This window comes from Nocardia aurantiaca (genome assembly GCF_009708175.1).
Classification (GTDB): Bacteria; Actinomycetota; Actinomycetes; order Mycobacteriales; family Mycobacteriaceae; genus Nocardia; species Nocardia aurantiaca.
This window is the reverse complement of the sequence record NZ_WMBB01000012.1, coordinates 1-22,080: the sequence shown is the minus strand read 5'-3', so window position 1 is coordinate 22,080 and position 22,080 is coordinate 1. Positions and strand designations below refer to the sequence as shown.

The following is a 22,080-nucleotide window of genomic DNA, read 5'->3' as shown; positions in this document are numbered from 1 at the left end:
AACCCCCAATTCCCACATCGGACGTGTCCGTCGTCCCCGCGCCAAGCCCTGCACGCGGCGCGGGGACACCGATACTTTCCGCCGCCTACTTCAACGCGAGGGTGATGAGAGCGGCGACCACGCCCAGCACGACCGCCCCGGCGCCCCAGATCAGACCCTGACGCTGCCACGGGCGACCCCGGTCCAGCGCGAGTCGACCCGGGCCCGCGAAGGCGAAGGCGACCGCCGCCAGGGCGTACACGGCGGGCAGTTCCCACATCGCGAATCCGCCGCTCCAGCCGACGTTCACCGCATTGATCATGGTGCCCAGCGCGATGGCGGCGGCCAGCGGCGTCAACAGCCCCAGCACCAGCAGCAGGCCGCCGGTGATCTCACTCAGACCGGCCAGCGTGGCGAAGGACTTGCCCGGGTGGTAGCCCATTCCTTGGAAGCCCTGCGCGGTCGCGTCCAGGCCGTAGCCGTTGAACCAGCCGAACAGCTTCTGGCTGCCGTGCACGGCCAGCAGGCCGCCGAAGCCCACCCGGGCGACGAGCAGGCCGATGTCGGCGCCGTTCACACCGGAGGAGGCGGCAGCAGTGGCGGCGTTGGCCTTCACGGTTTCGGTCATGTCGGGGTCCTTCTCTTTCGGGTCTGTTCGGCTCGCGGGCAGTCCTATCCGGACCGTGGTCCGCTTTGAGCCTACAGCAGGTCCTCAACGACACCGGGCGCGAGGCTGTACCGCCTCGCGCCCGGTAACGCGCGAAAAGGGATTGCAGGGTAAGTCCCCGAGAGCCCGAGAGTTGTGGCCCCTACTTGGCCAGGTACCAGAAGTAGTAGATGAACACCGCCATCAGCGCCCACATGACCGGATGCACGTCGCGCGCACGCCGTTTGGCCAGCATGACGATCGGATAGAACAGCAGGCCCATGGCGATGCCGTTCGCGATCGAGTAGGTCAACGGCATCATGATCACGGTGATGAACGCCGGGACCGCGTATTCCAGCTTGTTCCAGTCGATCTCGCCCAGGGCGCGCGACATGAGCACGCCGACCACGATGAGCGCGGGCGCGGTCACGGCCGACACATCGGCGAAGGTGGCGAAGATCGGGAAGAAGAACAGGGCGACCAGGAACCAGCCGGCCGTGGCGACCGCGGTCAGGCCGGTGCGGCCGCCCGCCGAGACGCCCGCGGTGGATTCGACATAGGCGGTGGTGGACGAAGTGCCGATGATGGCGCCCGCGGCCGTGCCGACCGAGTCGGCGGCCAGCGCCTTGCCCGCGCGCTCCAGTTTGCCGTCCGCGGTCAGCAGCCCCGCCTGGTTGGCCACGCCGATCAGAGTGCCGGAGGCGTCGAAGAAGTCGACGAACAGCATGGTCAGCACGACGACCACCATTTTCCCGGTGAAGGCGTCGGGCAGGTGAATGATGGCCTGGCCGAAGGTCTGGTCCAGTCCGTGCGGCATGGCGGCGAGGGAGTCCGGCAGCCGCACCAGACCGGTGACCACGCCGAGAACGGTGGTGCAGAGGATGCCGTAGAGCACCGCGCCGTGCCAGCCGAGCGCAAGGAAGACGACGGTCACCACGAGACCGAAGAGCGCCAGCAGGGTGGTGCCCTCGTGGAAGTCGCCCAGGTGCACGAAAGTGGCGTCGCTGGCCGTCACGATGCCCGCGCTCTTGAGTCCGAGGAAGGCCACGAACATGCCGATGCCCGCGCCGACCGCGAGCTTCATCTGCATGGGAATGGCCTCGATGATCTTCTCGCGCACTTTGGTGACGGCCAGGACGAAGAAGATGACGCCGGAGAGCAGCGTGCCCGACAGCGCCTCCTGCCATGGGATTCCCATATGCAGCACGACCGTGTAGGCGAAGAAGGCATTGAGGCCCATGCCGGGGGCGAGCGCGACCGGATACTTGGCCCACAAGCCCATGACCAGCGTGCCGAAGATGGCGGCGACGGCGGTCGCGGTGAAGACGGCCTGGATCGGCATGCCCTTGTCGTGGAGATCGCCGGCCGGGCCGTCACCGAGGATGCGCGGGTTCACGGCGAGCACATAGGACATGGCCAGGAACGTGACGGTTCCGGCCATGAGCTCGCGCTTGAAGGTCGACCCGTGTTCGCTGATGCCGAAGTACGCGTCGACGCGCCCCTTGGTGCGTATGAGGACGTCGGTGCTCATGAGTGTGGTGTCTCCAGTCCGCGGGAGGGTAGAACACTGCCGTGGGCACCGTACTTGTCCCGATGGCACGATCTGTCACTGAAACCGCGAATTGTGGGCAATCCCACCTGCCTGAGCATTGTTTTTCGGGCGCTACTTTCGCAATTTATCGGCAAATTAAATAACCACCGGCCTGTAATTCTGGAGCCTTGACCGCTATTGGCTGGAACGTTACAAATACGCAATCAGCCGGGGGCGATCAGGGAACCGGCCAGGCAGAAGTAGTACGCCAGTGGTCACCGATGTCATAGACGCGGTCGCGGACTTCGCGATCGATCGCCGAGCAATCTGGGATGTCCTGGTCGACCCGCAGACCTATCCCCGGCTATTTCCCGGAATCGGCGCGTGTGAAGAACTCGACACCGTCGACGCGCACCCGACATCGAATATGCGGATCGGCGGCCATGCCATCGATGTCCAGGTGCTCCGCGTGCAGTTGCACATCACGCGCGCCGGCGAGGGGTTCGAGATCCACTGCCCCGAACAGGGCAGTTTCGCGACCGTGCGCCTGCACGGCGACGAGCGGCAAACCCGGGTCTACGTGACCTACTTCAAGGCCGGACTGGTGCATCCGATGCTGGCCCGCCTGCCCAACTCCGCGGTGGTGGCCTGGACGCTGGCGGGGCTGAAGCGGGTGGGCGATCTGATCCTGGGCACGCCGACCTCGTACATGGTCAATGGCGAGAATTCGCCGATGCGCTTACAGGCCGGGGTGGTCAAGCGCATGGTGGCCTCCGGCATGGTGCGCACCTATCGCCCCGATGTCGGCCTGCGGCAGATCGGCGGCCTTGCCAAATGGGGTTTCAGCCTGGCGGGCGGGTATGCGGCGGCGGCCGCGCACTCACCGCGGCGAGCAGCCGTAATCGACGAACGGTACTCGAGCACCTTCCACCAATTGCACGCGCGCAGTAGCGCTCTCGCGGGTGCCTTCGCCGCGCTGGGGTTCGGGCCGGGGACCGCGGTAGGGCTGCTGTGCCGCAATCACACCGGCATGGTCGAGTGCATGGTGGCGGCGGGCAAGTCGGGTGCGGACGCGGTACTGCTCAACACCGGGCTACCGGCGCGGCAGGTCGAGGAGATCGTGCAGCGACATCGGCTCTCGGCGCTGTTCGTGGACAGCGAATTCGAGCATCTGGTGCGGTATCTGCCCACCGACCTGCCCCGGTTCACCAGCGACGACGCGCCGCCGGATCCGGGGCGCACCACCATCGAGGAACTCATCGCCATGCGGCAGGAGCCGCCGCGCAAACCGCCGCGGCCAGGTCGATTGGTGGTGCTCACTTCCGGGACCAGCGGCACGCCCAAGGGCGCGCGGCGGCCGCACCCCAAGGGTTTCGGGACGGTGGCCGCACTCCTGTCGCGAATTCCGTTCGGCACCAACGAGACCATGTTCATTCCGGCCCCGCTGTTCCACACCTGGGGGCTGGGGGCCCTGCAGATCTCCACGGCCATCCGGGCGACGGTGCTGCTGGGCGACCGCTTCGACGCCGAGGACTGCCTGCGCCGCATCGCCGAGCACCGGGTGACGGCGCTGGTCGTGGTGCCGATCATGGTGAACCGAATCCTGGACCTGCCCGAGCAGGTTCGCGCCCGCTACGACCTGTCCAGTCTGCGCATCGTGGCCAGTTGCGGTGCGCCCCTGACCGGTGCGACGGTACTGAAGTTCCTCGACGCCTTCGGCGACATCCTCTACAACGTGTACGGCTCCACCGAGGTCTCGTGGGCGTCCATCGCCGACTCCGCGGATCTGCGCATGTCCCCCACTACCGCGGGGCGGCCGCCGCTGGGCACGAAACTCGCTGTGCTGGGCCCGGATCGGCGGCCGGTACCGGTGGGGGCGACCGGGCGCATCTTCGTCGGCAATCACATGCTGTTCGACGGCTACACCGATGCCGCCCCGCCCGAGGAGGCCGACGGCATGCTCGACACCGGCGACATCGGCTTCCTGGACGCCGCCGGCAAGCTGTTCGTGGCCGGGCGAGACGACGAGATGATCATCTCCGGCGGCGAGAATGTCTTCCCGCGCGCCGTCGAGGAGGCGCTGGCGCATCTGCCGCAGGTGAGCGAGGTGGCCGTGGTCGGGGTGCCGGATCACGAATTCGGCCAACGCCTGGCCGCTTTCGTGGTGAAACGGCCGGGCTCCGGGCTGGATTCGGACATGGTGCGCAACTACATCCGGCATCGGGTCAGCCGATTCTCGGTGCCGCGCGACGTCACCTTCCTGGAGGCGTTGCCGCGCAACCCTACCGGCAAGATCCTCAAGCGGATGCTGATCGCGCCGACCTGACCGCTAGGGGCTCGGCGAGGCGATCAGGCCCAGTTCGGCGTCGGTGGCCAGCAGCGGGTGATGCGGAAGGATGCGGATGGTGTACCCGACCGCACCGGACAGCGGGACCGGCGTCTGGATGGTGAAAACGTCCACGCCGGAATCGGTTCCGGTGTGCCGCATGTCGAAGGTGTGAATGTCGGAGAGGTCGTCGGTGGGTGAGACCCGGCCCAGCACGGCCTGTACGCGGACATCACCGGGGGTGAGTCCGCCGAGATCGACACGGGCCCGCAGCGCCAACTCCGCGCCGATGACCGGGATGTCGGGCAGTCCGGAGCTGTCCACCTGGACGACTTTCACACTGGGCCAGGCGGATTCGACGCGGCGGCGATACGCCGACAGATCCTGCGCGCCCTTGAAATCGTCGGCGGACACCGCCTCGAAGGCCGCGGCGGCGGGTGCGTAGTAGTCGACGGCGTAGTCGCGAACCATGCGCGAGGCCAGCACCTTCGGCCCCAGGGTCCGCAGGGTGTGGCGGACCATCTCCATCCAGCGCACCGGCAGGCCGTCCCGGTCGCGGTCGTAGAAGCGCGGCAGCACAGCGCGTTCCAGCAGTTCGTAGAGGGCCGACGCCTCGAGATCGTCGCGGCGGTGGTCGTCGCGGACGCCGTCGGCGGTGGGGATGGACCAGCCGTTCTCGCCGTCGTACATCTCGTCCCACCAACCGTCGCGGATGGACAGGTTGAGGCCGCCGTTGAGGGCCGACTTCATGCCGGAGGTGCCGCACGCCTCGAGCGGGCGCAGCGGGTTGTTGAGCCAGACATCGCACCCCCAGTACAGGTAGCGGGCCATGGACATGTCGTAATCGGGCAGGAAGACGATGCGGTGGCGCACGGCCGGGTCGTCGGCGAAGCGAACCACCTGTTGGATGAGAGCCTTGCCGCCCTCGTCGGCCGGATGCGATTTGCCCGCGACCACCAGCTGCACCGGATGCTGCGGATCGAGCAGCATGGCGCGCAGGCGTTCCGGGTCGCGCAGCATGAGGGTCAGGCGCTTGTAGGTCGGGACGCGGCGGGCGAAGCCGACGGTCAGCACGCCCGGGTCGAAAACCTGGTCGATCCACCCGAGTTCGGCGGCAGCGGCACCGCGTTCCAGCCACGAGTCGCGCAGGCGGCGGCGCACCTCGCCGACCAGGATGCCGCGCAGCGCGTTCCGGATGGACCACAGCTCACGCAGGTCCACATCGCACAGCCGCTCCCAGCCGCGGGCTTCCTCGACCAGTTCGTCGCCGATGAGTTCGCGAGCCTTGTCGATCCATTCGCGCGCCGCCCAGGTGGGGGCGTGCACGCCATTGGTGACCGAGCCGATGGGCACCTCGGCGGTGTCGAAGCCCGGCCACAGCGGCGCGAACATGGCGCGGCTGACCTCGCCGTGCAGCTTCGACACGCCGTTGGCGCGCTGGGCGAGTCGCAGGCCCAGGTGGGCCATGTTGAACACCGACGGATCGGCCTCGCGGCCCATGGCCAGAATGCGATCCACCGAAACGCCGGGCAGCACAAGCGATTCCCGTTCACCGTGCGGGCCGCCGAAGTAGCGGCGGACCAGGGCGCCGGCGAAGCGGTCGATGCCCGCGGGAACCGGGGTGTGGGTGGTGAAGACCGTGCCGGCGCGGACGGCGGTCAGCGCGGAATCGAAATCCATTCCGGTGGCCATGTATTCGCGAATGCGCTCGATGCCGAGGAAACCGGCGTGGCCCTCGTTCATGTGGAAGACGTCGGGGTCCGGCAGGCCGTGGGCGCGGGTGTACGCGCGCACCGCCCGGACGCCGCCGATACCGGCCAGGATCTCCTGCTTGATGCGGTGGTCCTGGTCGCCGCCGTAGAGCCGGTCGGTGACGGCCCGCAGTTCCGGATCGTTGTCGGCGATATCGGAGTCCAAGAGCAGCAGAGGAATCCGGCCCACCTGGGCGATCCACACCCGGGCCCGCAGCACCCTGCCCTCGGGCATGGCCACGTGAATGAGCACCGGCGCACCGGCTGAATCTCCCCCCGCCCCAGCGCCCCCGCCGGTGAGCAGGCGCAGCGGCAGGCCCATGGGGTCCAGCGCCGGGTAATGCTCGGCCTGCCAGCCGTCGGCGGTCAGCGACTGCCGGAAATAGCCGGAGCGGTACAGCAATCCGACCCCGATGAGCGGCAACCCCAGATCGGAGGCGGCCTTCAGATGGTCACCCGCCAAGATCCCGAGCCCGCCCGAGTAATTGGGCAGGACCTCGGTGACGCCGAACTCCATGGAGAAATAGGCGATCCCGCGCGGCCCGCGCGGCTGCTTCTGAAACCAGCGGGGACGATCCAGGTAGTCCCGCAGGTCGGCGGCCGCGGTGTCGACCCGCCGCACATAGGCCTCGTCCTCCGCCAGCTCGTCGAGCCGGGCCGCGGGCAACTCCCCCAGCATCCGCACCGGATCGTGCCCGACCTCCACCCAGAGGCCGGGATCCAGCTCCGCGAACACATCCTGAGTGGGTCCATGCCAGGACCAGCGCAGATTGGTCGCCAGCTCGGTCAATGCGGACAACCGCTCCGGCAGGTGGGCGCGAACGGTGAATCGACGCAATGCCTTCACCATGCTTATTCTGCCCTCCGCTCGGCTCCGGGCGGGTTCGCGGCCCCGAAGTCTCGATTCTTCCCTCGTCCGCTTCCACGCTCCGTAAGCCCAGAATCGGCACGGCCGCGAACCCTCGAGCGCATCTCACGCTGGTCAGAGCATCCCCGGGCAAGGGCATCCGGTCGGCAACCGATAACGTGTTTCACATGAGCGAGCAGCAGGAGGCGGTCGACGGACTGCCCACCCAGGAGCATCACGAGGGCGGGTTCCGGCCGATCCACGAACTGGGCCGCGATTCCAGCCGGGGTGGACCGCACTATGGCGAATTCATCGAGCAGGTGCGCGGGCTCATGGACCGGGTGCGGCTGGCCGCCCCGTCCGACGAGCTGGCGCTGGACGTCATCGCCACGCTGAAAGAGCTGAACGACAAGCTCGACGAGGCGGTCGTGGACGAGTGGGCCGCACCCGCCTGGCACCGCACGGATCTGCCCGCGCGCGGCAATATCACCCTGCCGCCGTTCGAGGTCGAATCCGCGGGCAAGGACGGGGTGCAGGCCCGCATCACCTTCCGCACCTTCCATCTGGGTGGCAACAGCGCGGCCCACGGCGGCCACATCGCGCTCGGCTTCGACGACCTGCTGGGCATGACGGCGGCGCTGTACACCAAATCGGTCACCCGCACCGCCTTCCTGCACATCGACTACCGGGCCATCACGCCCCTGAACACCGAGCTGCAACTGCGCGGCTGGGTGGAGCGGCAGGAGGGTCGCAAGGTGTTCGTACGCGCCACCCTGCACGACGGCGAGCGCCTGTGCGCCGAGGCGCACGGCCTGTTCCTGCTCCTCCAGCCCGGGCAGCAGTAGCCGCTCCGGTAAGTTCGAAGGCGTGACCGGCCGCATCGCCATCGATGACACCGCCCCCGCGATTCCCGGCGGCCGGCCGTCCAAAGCCGTGGTCGGCGAGGTCGTGCCGGTGCGCGCCGTGGTCTGGTGCGAGGGCCACGAGGCCGTGGCCGCCACCCTCGCGGTGCGGTCGCCGGGTTCGTCACGCACACAGCGCATTCGCATGAGTCCGGAGTACGAGCCGGACGTGTACAACGCCGTGTTCACCCCGACCAAGCCCGGGCGCTGGACCTTTCGGATCGAGGGCTGGAACGATCCCATCGCCACCTGGCGATCCGGAGTGGAGGCCAAGCTGGCGGTCGGGCAGAGCGCCGTCGACCTGGCCAACGATCTCGAGATCGGGGCACGGCTGCTGGACCGGGCGGCATTGGCGGTGCCCAAGCCGCAGTGGGAGATCCTGCGCGCCGCGGCCGCCGCACTGCGCAGCGACGCCCAGCTGCCCGCGCGGGTGGCTCCGGCCTTCAGCGCCGAGGTGAGCGCGATCCTGCGGGCAACGCCTCTGCGGGAGTTGGTGACTCACGGGCCGCTGCACACCGTGCGGGTGGAACGGCAGCGGGCCCTCTGCGGCGCCTGGTACGAATTCTTCCCGCGCTCGACCGGCGGCTGGGATGCCGCGGGCAATCCGGTACACGGCACCTTCGCCACGGCCGCCAAGGATCTGCCCCGCATCGCCGCCATGGGCTTCGATGTGGTGTACCTGCCGCCGATCCACCCCATCGGCAAGGTGAATCGCAAGGGTCCCAACAACTCCCTGACCGCCGGACCCGGGGATGTGGGCTCGCCGTGGGCCATCGGCTCCGATGAGGGCGGGCACGACGCCATCCACCCACAGCTGGGCACCGAAGCCGACTTCCTCGACTTCGTGGCCGCCGCACGGGAATTGGGCCTGGAGGTGGCCCTGGATCTGGCCTTGCAGTGCGCCCCGGACCATCCCTGGGTGGCGGCGCATCCGGAATGGTTCACCACCTTGCCGGACGGCACCATCGCCTACGCGGAGAATCCGCCGAAGAAGTATCAGGACATCTATCCGCTGAATTTCGACGACGATCCCGACGGGCTGTACGCCGAGGTGCTGCGGGTGGTGCGGCATTGGATCAGCTTGGGCGTCACCATTTTCCGGGTCGACAATCCGCACACCAAGCCGACGGACTTCTGGGAATGGCTGATCGAGGAGGTGCAGCGAAAGAATCCGGAGATCATCTTCCTGTCCGAGGCCTTCACTCGCCCGGCCCGCATGTACGGTCTCGCGCGGCGCGGATTCAGCCAGTCCTACACGTATTTCACGTGGCGCACGCACAAACACGAGATCGAGGAATTCGGCAGGGAATTGGCCGCCAAGGCCGACGAGGCGCGCGCCAACCTGTTCGTGAACACCCCGGACATCCTGCACGAGAGCCTGCAACACGGCGGTCCGGGCATGTTCGCGATCCGCGCGGTGCTGGCCGCGACGCTCGCGGCCACCTGGGGTGTTTACTCCGGCTTCGAGCTGTACGAGCACCAGGCGGTGCGGCCGGGCAGCGAGGAATACCTGGATTCCGAGAAATACCAGCTGCGTCCGCGCCGTTTCGCGGAGGCCGCCGCGCGCGGAGAATCGCTGGAGCCGTGGCTGACCCGGCTCAACGAGATCCGCCGCGCGCACCCGGCGCTGCAGCAGGTGCGCTGCATCCACTTCCACCCCGTGGACAATGATGCGCTGCTGGCGTTCTCGAAGTTCGATCCCACCACCGGTGACGCCGTGTTGGTGGTGGTGAACCTGAATCCGTTCGGCGCCGAACAGGGCATGGTCTCGCTGGACCTGCCCGCCATCGGCCGCGAGTGGCATGACCGGCCGGTGGTGTTCGACGAGATCAGCGGCGAGGAATACCACTGGGGGCAGTGCAATTACGTGCGCCTGGACCCGGCTCGCGCGGCGGCGCACATTCTCAGGCTGCCGCCGGTGCCGTCCGCCGTGCGCAGCGAGCTCGCCTACCGCCGATCGTTCCGATGAATCGGCGCGACCTTCTGCTGCTCGCGGCGGGCACGCATCCCGATCCGCATACGGTGCTGGGAGCGCACCCGCATCCCGACGGAACGATCATCCGGGTGCTGCGGCCGCACGCGGAGACCGTCGCGGCCCGGATCGGCGGCGTGGATCATCCACTGGCGCACAGTGATCACGGGGTGTTCGAGGCCATCGTGTCGTTCCCGGAGCTGTGGGACTACCGCATCGTCACCTCTTATCCGGGCGGGCGCACGGTCGTGGACGCGGACGGGTACCGCTTCCTGCCCACGCTCGGTGAGGTCGACCTGCACCTGCTCGGCGAGGGACGGCACGAACGGCTGTGGGAGGCGCTGGGCGCGCACCCGAGGCGGTACACCACCCTCGACGGCGAGGTGTCCGGCACGGCGTTCGCCGTGTGGGCGCCGAACGCGCGCGGCGTAGCGGTGATCGGGGACTTCGACGGCTGGAGCGGAAACACCGCGCCCATGCGGAAACTCGGCGATTCCGGGGTATGGGAGCTGTTCCTGCCCGGCATCGGGGAGGGGGCGCTGTACAAGTACCGTGTGCACGGGGCGGACGGGCGCACCGTCGACCACGCCGACCCGATGGCCTACGCCACCGAGGTGCCGCCCGCGACCGCCTCGGTGATCACCATGAGCGAATTCGCCTGGGGCGATGCGGAATGGCTACGGGCCCGCGAGCGCACCGATCCGCTGCGCGCACCGGTCAGCATCTACGAGGTGCATCTCGGTTCGTGGCGACCCGGGCTCGGCTATCGCGAGATCGCCGACCAGCTGGCGGAATACGTGCTGGCCCGGGGCTTCACCCATGTGGAGTTGCTGCCGGTGGCCGAGCATCCCTTCGGCGGCTCCTGGGGCTACCAGGTCACCTCCTACTACGCGCCGACCGCCCGCTTCGGGTCCCCCGACGACTTCCGGTATCTGGTGGATCACCTGCACCGCAAGGGCATCGGCATCATTCTCGACTGGGTGCCGGCGCACTTCCCGCGCGACGAATGGGCATTGGCCCGATTCGACGGCACCGCCCTCTACGAGCACTCCGACCCGCGCCGGGGCGAGCAACTCGACTGGGGCACCTACGTTTTCAACTACGGCCGCCACGAGGTGCGCAACTTCCTGGTCGCCAACGCGCTGTACTGGATCGAGGAATTCCACGTCGACGGCCTGCGGGTGGACGCCGTGGCCTCGATGCTCTACCTGGACTACTCGCGCCCGGACTGGGAGCCGAACATCCACGGCGGCCGGGAGAATCTGGAGGCCGTCGCCTTCCTCCAGGAAATGAACGCGACCGTGCACAAGCACTTTCCGGGTGTGCTGACCGTGGCCGAGGAGTCCACCACCTGGCCCGGGGTCACGCGCGCCACCGAGGTGGGCGGACTCGGCTTCACCATGAAATGGAATATGGGCTGGATGCACGACACCCTCGGGTATCTGGCCCACGATCCGGTGTACCGGACCTGGCACCACAATGAGATCACCTTCTCGCTCACCTACGCCTGGAGCGAGAACTACGTGCTGCCCATCAGCCACGACGAAGTGGTCCACGGCAAGGGCACGCTGTGGACCCGCATGCCCGGCGACGATTTCACCAAGGCGGGTGGAGTACGAGCACTGCTGGCGTACATGTGGGCGCATCCCGGCAAGCAGTTGCTGTTCATGGGCCAGGAATTCGGCCAGTTCCGGGAATGGGACCATGATCGCGGGCTGGATTGGCACGAGCTGGAAAACCCACTGCACCAGGGTATTCAGAAGCTGGTCGGCGATCTCAACCGGCTGTATGTCGCGAATCCCGCGCTGTGGAGCCAGGACACCTCACCTGGCGGCTATTCCTGGATCGACGCCGACGATCGCGACAACAATGTGCTGTCCTTCCTGCGCTATGGCGCCGACGGCTCCATCCTGGCCTGCGTCTACAACTTCTCCGGGGCCCAACTCGACGGCTATCGCATCGGATTGCCGGGGGCCGAACCGGATTCGTGGTACGAGGTATTGAATACCGACGCCATCGCCTACGGCGGCAACGGAACCGGCAATGCGGGTGCGATTTCGGAGGAGTCCATCCCGTGGCACGGCCGACCGGTCTCGGCCGTCCTGACGCTCGCGCCGCACAGCGCCGTATGGTTGTCGAAGACGGCGCCCGCCGATTGAGGGGCTGGTCGGAAGTCCTCCTCGTCACTACGGGTGCTGGTAACGATCGTGCCGCCAGCCGCAAAGCAGAGTCCAGCGGCGTGGTGCCAGGTAAGGATCTGGTCATCGACCCCGTGATCCGGCCGAGGCCGGCGCAATTCTGACAGATCCGCGCGGACGGGGTGCGGTTCGGGCTCGACAGCCATCCCGGCCGAAGGCATGCCGGGATGACGAGTGGGACTCCTGTCCGGGGGCTCAGCGGACCGGTTGCCCGCTGGGCGGGAGGAACCGCGGATGATCCCCGATCACTTGGGCCAGCCTGGCGAACGGCCCAGGACGGCCAGGATCCGATCCAGTCCGGACGACTCCGGCGCCGCCACCTCCGGCGCGAACGATGCGCCCGGCTGCTCCCGCTCCGGGCCGCGCGGCACCGCCTCGGCGACCGGCAGCCCCGCGCTCAGCAGGTCCGCGTCGAACTCCACGATCTTTCCGAGGGCCCGCGCGACATCCCAGGCGTGCACGATGTAGTCGATGAAGTGAAAACTGATCGCCAGCGGCGCGGGAACCACGATGCCGCCGCGGATCTCCGGCAGCGGGAACTCCTGTTCCAGGACGCCCGGCTCGGCGAAGGTGGCCAGCACGTGCTCGGCCGCGGTCCGGTATTCACCGACGGGATCGTCGCCGAGGGGCTGCGGCTTCCACAGCGCGAGATCGTTCTCGCCGCGCGCGGCGGCCGCGAACCCGTAGTGCTGAACGATCATGTGCTCCAGCAGGTCTCGCAGAGTCCAGCCCGCGCAGGGGGTGGTCGCACCCAGGTCGGCGGAGGTCAGCCCCGTCACCACCTCGATGCTCGTACGCACCGCGCGGGCGTCCAGCGCGAGCAGTTCCGGCCCGGAGGCCAGCAATTCTTTGTAGGTGCTTATCATAAGCATTAGCTTACTAATTTCTCGGTGATGCGGACAGTGACAATCCGGCGAATTCCACACCAACGGCTCCGCTGCGGGCGCAGTCTGGACAGACAGCCGTTTCGAGCCGAGAGGGTCCCGTGGACGAGCGCACCAAGATCACACTGGACGAATCCGAGATCCCGAGGCGTTGGTACAACGTCATCCCGGACCTGCCCGCGCCACCGCCGCCCCCACTGCACCCCGGCACCGGGCAGCCGGTCGGGCCGGAGGATCTGGCACCGTTGTTCCCGATGGAACTCATCCGACAGGAGGTGAGCGGCGAACGCTACCTCGACATCCCGGACGAGGTCATCGACGTGTACCGGCTCTGGCGGCCGACACCGCTGTTCCGGGCGCGGCGGCTGGAGCAGGCGCTCGGCACCCCGGCGCGCATCTATTACAAATACGAAGGCGTCTCCCCCGCCGGCTCGCACAAACCGAATACCGCTGTGCCGCAGGCGTTCTACAACGCCGCCGAGGGCACGCGGCGGCTGACCACCGAGACCGGTGCGGGCCAGTGGGGCAGCGCGCTCGCCTTCGCCTGCGCGCAGTACGGCATCGACTGCGAGGTATGGATGGTGCGCGCCTCCTACGACCAGAAGCCGCACCGGCGCACGCTCATGCGGACCTGGGGCGCGACCGTGCATGCCAGCCCCTCACCCGTAACCGCGGCGGGCGCGAAAGTCCTCGCCGACCATCCGGACTCCCCCGGCAGCCTGGGCATCGCCATCAGCGAGGCGGTGGAGGTGGCGGCCGCCGACCCGAACACCCGCTATGCGCTGGGCAGCGTGCTCAATCACGTACTACTGCACCAGACCGTCATCGGCGAGGAGGCGCTGAAGCAGTTCGCCGCCGCGGGTGAACGGCTGCCCGACGTCGTCATCGGCTGTACCGGGGGCGGCTCCAACTTCGCGGGACTGTTTTTGCCGTTCCTGCGCGAAAAGCTCGCGGGCCGAGCCGATCCCGTGATCCGCGCGGTCGAACCCGCCGCCTGCCCGTCGTTCACGCGCGGCATCTATGCCTACGACTTCGGCGACACCGCGGGATTCACACCGCTGATGAAGATGCACACTCTGGGGCACGACTTCATCCCCGATCCGGTGCACGCGGGCGGGCTGCGGTATCACGGCATGTCACCGCTGCTGTCGCACATGTACGAGCTGGGATTGTTCGAGGCGGTCGCCAAGCAGCAGCGCGAATGCTTCGCCGCCGCGGTCACTTTCGCGAAGGCCGAGGGCATCCTCCCCGCCCCTGAACCCTCGCACGCCCTGGCGGCAATCATCGAGGAGGCCAAGCGCTGCACCGCGTCCGGCGAGGAGAAGGTCCTGCTCACCGCCCTGTGTGGCCACGGCCACTTCGACATGACAGCCTACGAGCGCTACCTCGCGGGCGAGATCCCCGACTTCGAACTCTCACAGTCCCGCGTCGACGCCGCCCTCAGCAGCCTCCCCACAGTTGGCTGAGGTCCCCCGCTCGTCATCCCGGCGCGCTTCTGACCGGAATCCACGGCTGCTGGAGTGGATCCGGCCGAAACGTAGGCCGGATGACGAGCGGTTGCCTGCGTCCCGGGATGACGAGGGTTACTAATACAGCGCGGCGGCGAGCTTGCGGCGCGCGGCGACCACGATCGGCTCGGCCGGGTCGAAGAGTTCGAAGAGTTCGAGCAGGTGGGTGCGGGCCTGGGTGCGATCATCGCCGGCGGTGCGCTTGACCTGGGCGATGAGACGGTCGAAGGCGGCTTCCGGCTGCTGATTGAACATTTCCAGGTCCGCGGCGGCGATGGCGGCGTTCAGATCGGCCGGGTCGGCGTCGGACTTGGCGACGGCGGCGGGGTCGAGGTCCTGCACGCGGGACAGGAATTGGACCTGCCGCAGCGCGGCCTTGGCCTCGGCATTGTTCGGTTCGGCGGTCACGATGGCCTGGTAGGCGGCGATGGCGGCGTCGAATTCGCCGCGCTCCAAAGCCTCTTCGGCGGCGACGAAGCGCGGGTCCTCGGAAACCTCGGGCTCGGTGGCGGCCTCCGCGCCGACGCCGGGCAGCTTGCCGCGCACGGCGTCCACCACGGCGGCGATCCACTGGGTCACCTGCTCCTCCGGCTGGTTGCCGGTGAAGTCGGCGAGCGGCTGGCCCGCGGCCACGGCGACCACGGTCGGAATGCCCTGCACGCCGAAGGCCTGCGCGATGCGCATATTGGCCTCGGCCTCGATGGTGGCCAGATCCCAGTCACCGCCGCCCTGGCCGGCCAGCTTCTCCAGCAGCTTCACCAACTCGATGCTGCCGGGGCTGCGCTGCGAGTACAGCGCCACCACCACCGGCACCTGGGTGGAGCGCCGCAGCACTCGTTCCTCGAAATTGGCCTCGGTGACGGCATGGTCACCCGGGACATCCGCGGCGACGGCCGGCTGCTTGAGAGCGGACAGGTCCACCGCGCCCGACATGGCGGCGGCTGCGGCGGCGGAAGGACGGCGTGCAGGTCGAGTCACGACATCCAGTTTGTCACGAACGTGCGGCGGCGGGTGTCCCGACTCGGCTCAGTTCACCCAGCTGACCGGAGTTGATCGCCCACCGCTCGAAGAACACGGACGTGAACGGCACCACCGACGACAGCAGCGCCAGACCGGTGGTCTTGCCCGGCCATTCGAACTCGCGCGAAGCCAGCAGGCAGTTGATGGCGTAGGCCACGAAGACGAGGCCGTGCAGCATGCCGAACACCATCACCGGCCACTTGATCGGCTGATCGGCGATCCCCAACGCATCCGCGCGCTTGAGGGCCGAGCCGATGAACAACAGCACCCAGGAGGGAACTTCCAGCAGGCCGAAGAACCGCACGCGCTTGGCGACCATGGACAGGTCGAAGAGATCACCCATGGCAACCATTCTGCCGGACGGCTACGACGCCCTGTAGTGGACCTGGTCACATTGTGGACGTGCGTGCTGGATTCCTGGTATGCGAATCAATCGAAAGGACGATGCCGCGTAGGCGTCCAGCGGCTGCGCGGGCCGCACTCCCCCGTTCGTACTCGATTCCGGCCCACGCCGCCGATGATGGGCCCACCGTTCGGGAAGCCGCGCGCCGACCGACGCCGCGTGAGCTCGCCGCGTGTCATGGCGCGTCTGCTTCGTCGCGGCGGAGTGGGAATCTTTGCGGCGCAACGAAACCAGCCCCGGCTCATGTTCGGGCCGGGGCTGGTCGGTACGTCGGAGGTTCTTACTTCACGCGGACGATGAGGGCGTCGCCCTGGCCGCCGCCACCGCAGAGGGCGGCCGCGCCGACACCGCCACCGCGACGCTTCAGCTCGAGGGCCAGGTGCAGGACGATGCGGGCGCCCGACATGCCGAGCGGGTGGCCGATGGAGATGGCGCCGCCGTTGACATTGACCTTCTCCGGGTCGATGCCGAGCTTGCGGGTGGAGGCGATGCCGACGGCCGCGAAAGCCTCGTTGATCTCGACCAGGTCGAGGTCGGCGGGCGAAATGCCTTCCTTGGCACAGGCTTTGGCGATGGCGTTGGCGGGCTGGTCCTGGAGGGTGGAGTCGGGACCCGCGACGACGCCCGCCGCGCCGATCTCGGCGATCCAGCTCAGGCCCAGCTCCTCGGCCTTGGCCTTCGACATGACGACCACCGCGGCCGCTCCGTCGGAGATCTGGGAGGCGGAACCGGCGGTGATGGTGCCGTCCTTGCGGAAGGCCGGGCGCAGTTTGCCCAGCGACTCGGCGGTGGTGTCCGCGCGGATGCCCTCGTCCTCGGCGAACTCGATCGGGTCGCCCTTGCGCTGCGGGATCGAGACCGGGGTCACCTCGTCGGCGAAGAGGCCGTTCTTCCAGGCGGCGGCGGCCTTCTGATGCGAGGCGGCGGCGAAGGCGTCCTGTTCCGCGCGGCTGATCGGGTCGGCGTCGTTGCGCTGCTCGGTGAGCGCGCCCATGGCCTGGTCGGTGAAGATGTCGTACAGGCCGTCGTAGGCCATGCTGTCGCGCAGGTTGACGTCGCCGTACTTGTAGCCCTCGCGGCTCTTCTCGAGCAGGTGCGGGGCGTTGGTCATGGACTCCTGACCACCGGCGACCACGATCTCGTACTCACCGGCGCGAATCAGCTGATCCGCCAGCGCAATCGCATTGATACCGGACAGACACACCTTGTTGATGGTGAGCGCCGGGACATCCATCGGAATGCCGGCGGCGACCGCGGCCTGCCGGGCCGGGATCTGGCCGGCACCCGCGGTGAGCACCTGGCCCATGATCACGTAATCGACCTGCTCGGGCGCCACTCCGCCCTTCTCCAGCGCTGCCTTGATGGCGATGCCGCCCAGGTCGGAGCCGCTGAAGTCCTTCAGCGATCCGAGCAGCCGGCCCACCGGGGTGCGGGCGCCGGAGACGATGACGGAGGTGGTGGTCACGATGAGCCTCGCTTACGTCGTATGGTGACTGCTCCGCCAACCATCGGAGCCGTACTCAAAGGTAACCCGCGGCATTCCGGCCACCTTCCCAGGGGCGCGCTACCGTCACTGGTGTGAGCAACACCGAGAACACCGAATTCATCCCGTCTGAATACGTCACCGCCGTCGATCACGTGGGAATCGCTGTGCCGGATCTCGATTCCGCGGTGGCCTGGTACCGAGACAACCTCGGCATGGTCGAGACGCATCGCGAGATCAACGAGGCGCAGGGCGTGCACGAGGCCATGCTGTCGGTGCCCGGCGCCCCGGCAGGCTCAGTCGCTCTGCAGTTGCTGTCTCCGCTCAACGAGGAGTCGACGATCGCGAAGTTCATCGACCGAAACGGACCTGGCCTGCAGCAGCTCGCCTATCGTGTCACCGATGTCGAGGCCGTTTCCGCGCAACTTCGCGAACGGGGCTTGCGTTTGCTGTACGCGGAGCCGCGAGGTGGAACCGCTGGTTCCCGCATCAATTTCATCCATCCCAAGGATGCTGGCGGTGTGCTGGTCGAACTCGTCGAACCGGCGGCGAAAACTACCCACTAGTACCGGGTTCCGTCCGCCTAAAGAGGGCATAACAACATTCGCGGTCGGGTCACCATCAGTGGTCGTCAGGCTGTAGTTTGTGGGTCATGTCGTCCACTGAGCCCGATCGTAATCGCTTCGTTGCACTGCCCTTTACCGTTGTGCGGAAGGGCTATGACCGTGACGAGGTGCGTAACTACTTCGACCGTTTCGATGCCGAGCTGAGGGTCACCGCCACTGACCGCGATGCCGCCGCAGCCCAGGCCCGCAATCTGGCGGCCCAGCTGGAGGATGCCCGGGACGAGATCGACGAGCTCCGTAAGGAGGTCGACCGGCTCTCCGTGCCGCCGACCACCGCCGAAGGCATGTCCGATCGAATCTCCCGCATGCTGCGTCTGGCCTCGGATGAGGCCTCCGAGGTCCGCGCCCAGGCGCAGGCCGAGGCCGCCGAGATGATCTCGATCGCCGAGCAGCAGGCCACCGAAATGCGTGGGAAGTACGAATCGCTCCTCGCCGAAACCAAGGAGAAGCGCGAAGCTCTCGAAATCGAATTCGAGCAGACCCTCGCGAACGCCCGCTCCGAGTCCGCCAAGATCGTCGAAGCCGCCAATGCCGAGGCCGACCGCCTCACCAAGGAGTCCGAGGCCAAGCGCAAGGCCACGCAGCAGGACTTCGAGGTCACCATGGCGGAGCGGCGCACCAAGCTGACCCGCGCCATGGAGGAGCTGGAGGCCAGCTCGCGCGCCGAGGCCGCCCAGCGCATCAAGGACGCCACCGACGAGGCCAACCGCCTCATCACCTCGGCGACCAACACCGCGGATCGAAAGATCGCGCACGCCAAGGAGCTCGCCGAGGAAATGCGCGTGCTGCGCGGCCGCGTGCTGGCCCAGCTGCTCGGTATCCGCGGCCAGCTCGACTCGGTCCCGGCCATGCTCGCCGCCGTCAACCGCGAGAGTGAACTCCTCGACGGCGCACCGGAACAGCGCTCCCTGAACAAGAGCGGCCGCAAGGCCATCTCCGACACCCGCGAAGACGACGAGATCGTCGACGAGCGCGAGAACGCTGACGTCTCCAGCTAATTCACCGACCGGGCGACAACCCGCATCCGTTCGAAGGCCGCTTCCCCTCCGGGGAAGCGGCCTTCCTTATGTGCGCCTATCGACAATCAGAGCGAGGAATCAGCTCGATGTCGGCTGTGACGACACGATTGCCCGAATGCGCTCAACGTTAGGCCGATTCGACTGGATCCCATGTCGAATCTCTTCTCGAAGCTATTTGTTCTCAGGTGGTCAGGAGGCGGTGCCGGCGGACAAGGAACCGGAACCGGTGCCGGGCATGGCGTAGGGCGGGACGTTGCAGATCAGGGTTGCGGCGCTGCCGGTGCTCGGGCAGGGCAGGTAGGTGACGTTCACGTCCTGCGACTTGGAGCTCTCGACCGATCCATCCGAATTCAGTTGAGAGACCACGATGTGATGCAGGCCCAGGGTCGTCGGCGTGAAGCCGGCATAGGCGACGCCGAAGACCTCGCCGCCGGTGCAGCTCGCCGCGACCGGACTGCCGTGCAGCGGCTGCCCGTTGTCGGTGAAGGTGATGGTGGCGGTGGTGCACGGACTGATCTCCGCGAGCACCTGCCACGAGTGGAAAGGGCCGCTCTGGCCGAGCTCGACATCCACTTTCGAGATGTCCGCGGAAGCGAGCGGGCTGCCCAAGACGGTGACCGCGACAGCGGCGCATGCGCCCAGCACCAGGCTGATTCGCCGGAACTTCATTCGAACCCCTTGTGAAATTATGTCATTTCAGTTCCACGCAGTGTAATGACAACGTCTCCGCCGCGAATCCCCCCATTTCCCGGGTCTCGCCTGTCGACCACGACCCGGAATCACCACCGATAAGGCCTTTCCGGAATATCCGGCGCCACCGCGCGGCGGCGCACCAGAAACACCGGCGGCGCGCCAGCCAGAACGAAACACACCCACACGATCCGCGTGACAGCCCACCCGGCGCGGTAGGTCTTGGAGGCAGTGGTCATCAGGACCAGCGGCGGGTGATGGTGCGTGTGTTGCGGCCATTCCAGCAGCCGTTGTGCCAATGGCGGCGGTCGTCCTCCCCGCCGTGGGCGGCCCAGGCGACGACGTGGGGGGTGCCGGGCGGGATGACCTGGTCGCAGCCGGGGCAACGATATGACTTGGCGGCACGGGCACCGGGGACGGTGCGGACGATGAAAATGTCATCGGTGCCGGGACCGGGTTCGGTGCGGCCGAAGACGTCGCCCAGGGGGCGCGGATCCCGGTGGGATCGCGCCGACTCCTTGGAACGGGGTTTCCGGCGAGGCATGGTGTCGAAGGTCAGAAGAGGCGGAATACGTCGGACTCGGTGCCGCGCAGGGCATCGTAATCCAGGATGAGGCATCGGATGCCGCGATCGGTGGCGAGGGTCTTCGCCTGCGGCTTGATCTGCTGGGCGGCGAAGACGCCGGCGACGGGGGCCAGCAGCGGGTCCCGGTTGAGGAGTTCGAGGTAGCGGGTGAGCTGTTCGACACCGTCGATCTCGCCGCGGCGCTTGATCTCCACCGCCACCGTCGCACCGTCGGCGTCGCGGCACAGGATGTCCACCGGGCCGATCGCCGTCATGTATTCGCGGCGGATCAAAGTATAACCGGCGCCGAGGGTTTCGATGTGCTCGGCCAACAACTCCTGCAGGTGGGCTTCGACGCCGTCCTTCACCAGACCGGGGTCGACGCCGAGCTCATGCTTGGAGTCGTGCTCGATCTCCTCGACCGTGATGCGCAACTCCTCGCCCGCCTTGTTGGTGACCACCCACAATTGGCCGATCTCCGCACCGGATTCGCGTTCCTCCAGCCAGCACGGCGGACTCATCCAGTTCAACGGCTTATAGGAGCCGCCATCGGAGTGGACCAGCACCGAGCCGTCGGCCTTCATCATCAGCAGGCGGCGGGCCATGGGGAGGTGGGCGGTCAGACGGCCAACGTAATCGACCTGGCATCGAGCAATCACAAGGCGCACCGGTCGAGTCTAGTGACCGGGCCTCAGCCCAACAGCATCAGGCAGGCGAAAACGGAACCGACTGCCAGCAACAGCGTTTCCGGCCAGTTCAGCGGATGCGGGGTCGCCTGACGCCGGATCATGAGCCGGCCGATACCCAGGCCCAGGCACAGCGCGAGGAAATGACCCACATTGGTGAAGGTGTGCCAGCACACCACCCCGCCCAGGGCCAGCGTGAGCCAGCTGGCGGCCCACACGAACCGGCGATGCGCGGGGACCACCGCGACGAGAGCCCCGACCACGGCCATGGCGCCGTAACTGACGCCCACGTCCTCGACCATGGTGATGCTGTTCGGCACCAGCTGCGACTCCACCGCGATCCACAGGCCCACGGCCACCAGCACCGTCGCGCCGATATGGCCCACCAGGAAGGTGTGGAGGAGCTTGACGGTGCCGAACCTGCGCTCGGCCAGAGCCAGCAGGCACGCGAGCAGCGGAACGATCACGAACACCGTGGCGGCACCCTCACCGACCAGGAACGCGCTGGAGAACAGCGTGCCGAACCGGCCCGTGGTCAGGTTGTGCAGGTTCGTACTGGCATGCAACACGATGCGCGTCTCGGACTTCGCGCTCACCATGGTGAGGGCGACGGCGATGGCGGACAGCAGGCCGACATAGCTGTAGGTCGCGGGCAGCCATACCGCCGACAAAACCCGGCGTAGTGACCGCGGACTCTTCGAGGTGAAGATCCGGGACCGCCGGTTAGCGGAGACTGCCGGCGCGGCCGGCGCTGCTTGAATGACCATGCCCTCGATCATTGTCGTCCCATCCTCAGCGGAACTGCCCGACCGCTGGGAGCTTTCTGTGGATCCATATCTCTCGATATGTACCCGGATACCACCAAAGTACCCGAATACGCCGAAGGCCCCCAGCGGGTGCTGGGGGCCTTCGGGAAAGATGTTCCGGCGGTGTCCTACTCTCCCACACCCTGTCGAGTGCAGTACCATCGGCGCAGGTGGCCTTAGCTTCCGGGTTCGGAATGGGACCGGGCGTTTCCCCACCGCTATAGCCGCCGTAACTCTA

Annotated in this window: 19 protein-coding genes and 1 rRNA gene; 7 read left to right on the top strand and 13 right to left on the bottom strand. The window is 67.5% G+C overall.

Annotated features, from left to right (window positions below):
* Positions 1-85: 85 nt before the first annotated feature.
* On the bottom strand, positions 86-607 hold the full coding sequence (locus GLP40_RS24395; protein ID WP_154790343.1) for a DoxX family protein: 522 nt from the start codon (positions 605-607) through the stop codon (positions 86-88).
* Between the two features lie 181 nt (positions 608-788).
* A complete protein-coding gene (locus GLP40_RS24390) occupies positions 789-2,156 on the bottom strand; it encodes an NCS2 family permease (protein WP_154790342.1) in 1,368 nt (455 codons plus the stop codon).
* Between the two features lie 271 nt (positions 2,157-2,427).
* Here GLP40_RS24390 and GLP40_RS24385 point away from each other — a divergent pair, with 271 nt between their 5' ends.
* Positions 2,428-4,482 carry an AMP-binding protein gene (locus GLP40_RS24385; protein WP_328290598.1) on the top strand — a complete coding sequence of 685 codons (2,055 nt, stop codon included), beginning with the start codon at positions 2,428-2,430 and terminating at the stop codon, positions 4,480-4,482.
* Between the two features lie 3 nt (positions 4,483-4,485).
* On the opposite strand, the gene glgP is transcribed toward GLP40_RS24385, so the two are convergent.
* Positions 4,486-7,080, bottom strand: coding sequence for an alpha-glucan family phosphorylase (gene glgP, locus GLP40_RS24380; protein WP_328290597.1), 2,595 nt, complete (start codon positions 7,078-7,080; stop codon positions 4,486-4,488).
* 188 nt (positions 7,081-7,268) lie between these two features.
* On the opposite strand from glgP, the gene GLP40_RS24375 reads away from it, so the two are divergent.
* The 3 genes from GLP40_RS24375 to glgB are packed head-to-tail and all read left to right on the top strand — an operon-like array spanning position 7,269 to position 12,113.
* Positions 7,269-7,925, top strand: a complete 657-nt coding sequence (locus tag GLP40_RS24375) for a PaaI family thioesterase (protein ID WP_154790339.1) — start codon at positions 7,269-7,271, stop codon at positions 7,923-7,925.
* 22 nt (positions 7,926-7,947) lie between these two features.
* The gene (locus GLP40_RS24370) at positions 7,948-9,951 is read left to right on the top strand and encodes an alpha-1,4-glucan--maltose-1-phosphate maltosyltransferase (RefSeq protein ID WP_328290596.1); all 2,004 of its coding nucleotides are present in this window, start codon (positions 7,948-7,950) and stop codon (positions 9,949-9,951) included.
* Complete coding sequence (glgB, locus tag GLP40_RS24365) at positions 9,948-12,113, top strand: 1,4-alpha-glucan branching protein GlgB (RefSeq protein ID WP_154790338.1); 2,166 nt, start codon at positions 9,948-9,950, stop codon at positions 12,111-12,113. The genes GLP40_RS24370 and glgB overlap by 4 nt, the downstream gene beginning before the upstream one ends.
* A 284-nt stretch (positions 12,114-12,397) precedes the next feature.
* Here the strand turns inward: glgB and GLP40_RS24360 are convergent, their stop codons facing one another.
* A complete protein-coding gene (locus GLP40_RS24360; protein WP_154790337.1) occupies positions 12,398-13,018 on the bottom strand; it encodes a TIGR03086 family metal-binding protein in 621 nt (206 codons plus the stop codon).
* 119 nt (positions 13,019-13,137) lie between these two features.
* On the opposite strand from GLP40_RS24360, the gene GLP40_RS24355 reads away from it, so the two are divergent.
* Positions 13,138-14,502 carry a TrpB-like pyridoxal phosphate-dependent enzyme gene (locus GLP40_RS24355; protein WP_328290595.1) on the top strand — a complete coding sequence of 455 codons (1,365 nt, stop codon included), beginning with the start codon at positions 13,138-13,140 and terminating at the stop codon, positions 14,500-14,502.
* Positions 14,503-14,622: 120 nt separating this feature from the next.
* On the opposite strand, the gene GLP40_RS24350 is transcribed toward GLP40_RS24355, so the two are convergent.
* The 3 genes from GLP40_RS24350 to GLP40_RS24340 form a co-directional block, all read right to left on the bottom strand.
* Entirely contained in the window at positions 14,623-15,477 is an 855-nt protein-coding gene (locus GLP40_RS24350) for a tetratricopeptide repeat protein (RefSeq protein ID WP_154790508.1), read from the bottom strand.
* Positions 15,478-15,535: 58 nt separating this feature from the next.
* Positions 15,536-15,907: a DUF3817 domain-containing protein gene (locus tag GLP40_RS24345; RefSeq protein WP_154790335.1), complete on the bottom strand. Its 372-nt coding sequence runs from the start codon at positions 15,905-15,907 to the stop codon at positions 15,536-15,538.
* Between the two features lie 340 nt (positions 15,908-16,247).
* On the bottom strand, positions 16,248-17,432 hold the full coding sequence (locus tag GLP40_RS24340; protein WP_328290594.1) for an acetyl-CoA C-acetyltransferase: 1,185 nt from the start codon (positions 17,430-17,432) through the stop codon (positions 16,248-16,250).
* A gap of 113 nt (positions 17,433-17,545) precedes the next feature.
* Between GLP40_RS24340 and mce the strand changes: the two genes are divergently transcribed.
* Both mce and GLP40_RS24330 read left to right on the top strand, forming a co-directional pair.
* Complete coding sequence (mce, locus tag GLP40_RS24335) at positions 17,546-18,016, top strand: methylmalonyl-CoA epimerase (RefSeq protein ID WP_328290593.1); 471 nt, start codon at positions 17,546-17,548, stop codon at positions 18,014-18,016.
* Positions 18,017-18,102: 86 nt separating this feature from the next.
* On the top strand, positions 18,103-19,074 hold the full coding sequence (locus GLP40_RS24330; protein ID WP_154790334.1) for a coiled-coil domain-containing protein: 972 nt from the start codon (positions 18,103-18,105) through the stop codon (positions 19,072-19,074).
* Between the two features lie 210 nt (positions 19,075-19,284).
* Here GLP40_RS24330 and GLP40_RS24325 read toward each other — a convergent pair whose 3' ends face one another.
* The 6 genes from GLP40_RS24325 to rrf all read right to left on the bottom strand — a co-directional run bounded on the left by GLP40_RS24325 (position 19,285) and on the right by rrf (position 22,074).
* Complete coding sequence (locus GLP40_RS24325; protein ID WP_154790333.1) at positions 19,285-19,764, bottom strand: hypothetical protein; 480 nt, start codon at positions 19,762-19,764, stop codon at positions 19,285-19,287.
* A gap of 110 nt (positions 19,765-19,874) precedes the next feature.
* Positions 19,875-20,024, bottom strand: coding sequence for a hypothetical protein (locus GLP40_RS24320; RefSeq protein WP_154790332.1), 150 nt, complete (start codon positions 20,022-20,024; stop codon positions 19,875-19,877).
* Positions 20,024-20,329, bottom strand: coding sequence for an LIM domain-containing protein (locus tag GLP40_RS24315; protein ID WP_154790331.1), 306 nt, complete (start codon positions 20,327-20,329; stop codon positions 20,024-20,026). Before GLP40_RS24315 ends, GLP40_RS24320 begins: the two co-directional genes overlap by 1 nt.
* Positions 20,330-20,340: 11 nt before the next feature.
* Positions 20,341-21,018, bottom strand: a complete 678-nt coding sequence (gene nucS / locus GLP40_RS24310) for an endonuclease NucS (RefSeq protein WP_328290592.1) — start codon at positions 21,016-21,018, stop codon at positions 20,341-20,343.
* A 23-nt stretch (positions 21,019-21,041) separates the two neighbouring features.
* Positions 21,042-21,803 carry a rhomboid-like protein gene (locus GLP40_RS24305; protein WP_196054773.1) on the bottom strand — a complete coding sequence of 254 codons (762 nt, stop codon included), beginning with the start codon at positions 21,801-21,803 and terminating at the stop codon, positions 21,042-21,044.
* A gap of 154 nt (positions 21,804-21,957) precedes the next feature.
* Positions 21,958-22,074 (bottom strand): 5S ribosomal RNA (gene rrf, locus GLP40_RS24300).
* Between the last annotated feature and the right edge of the window lie 6 nt (positions 22,075-22,080).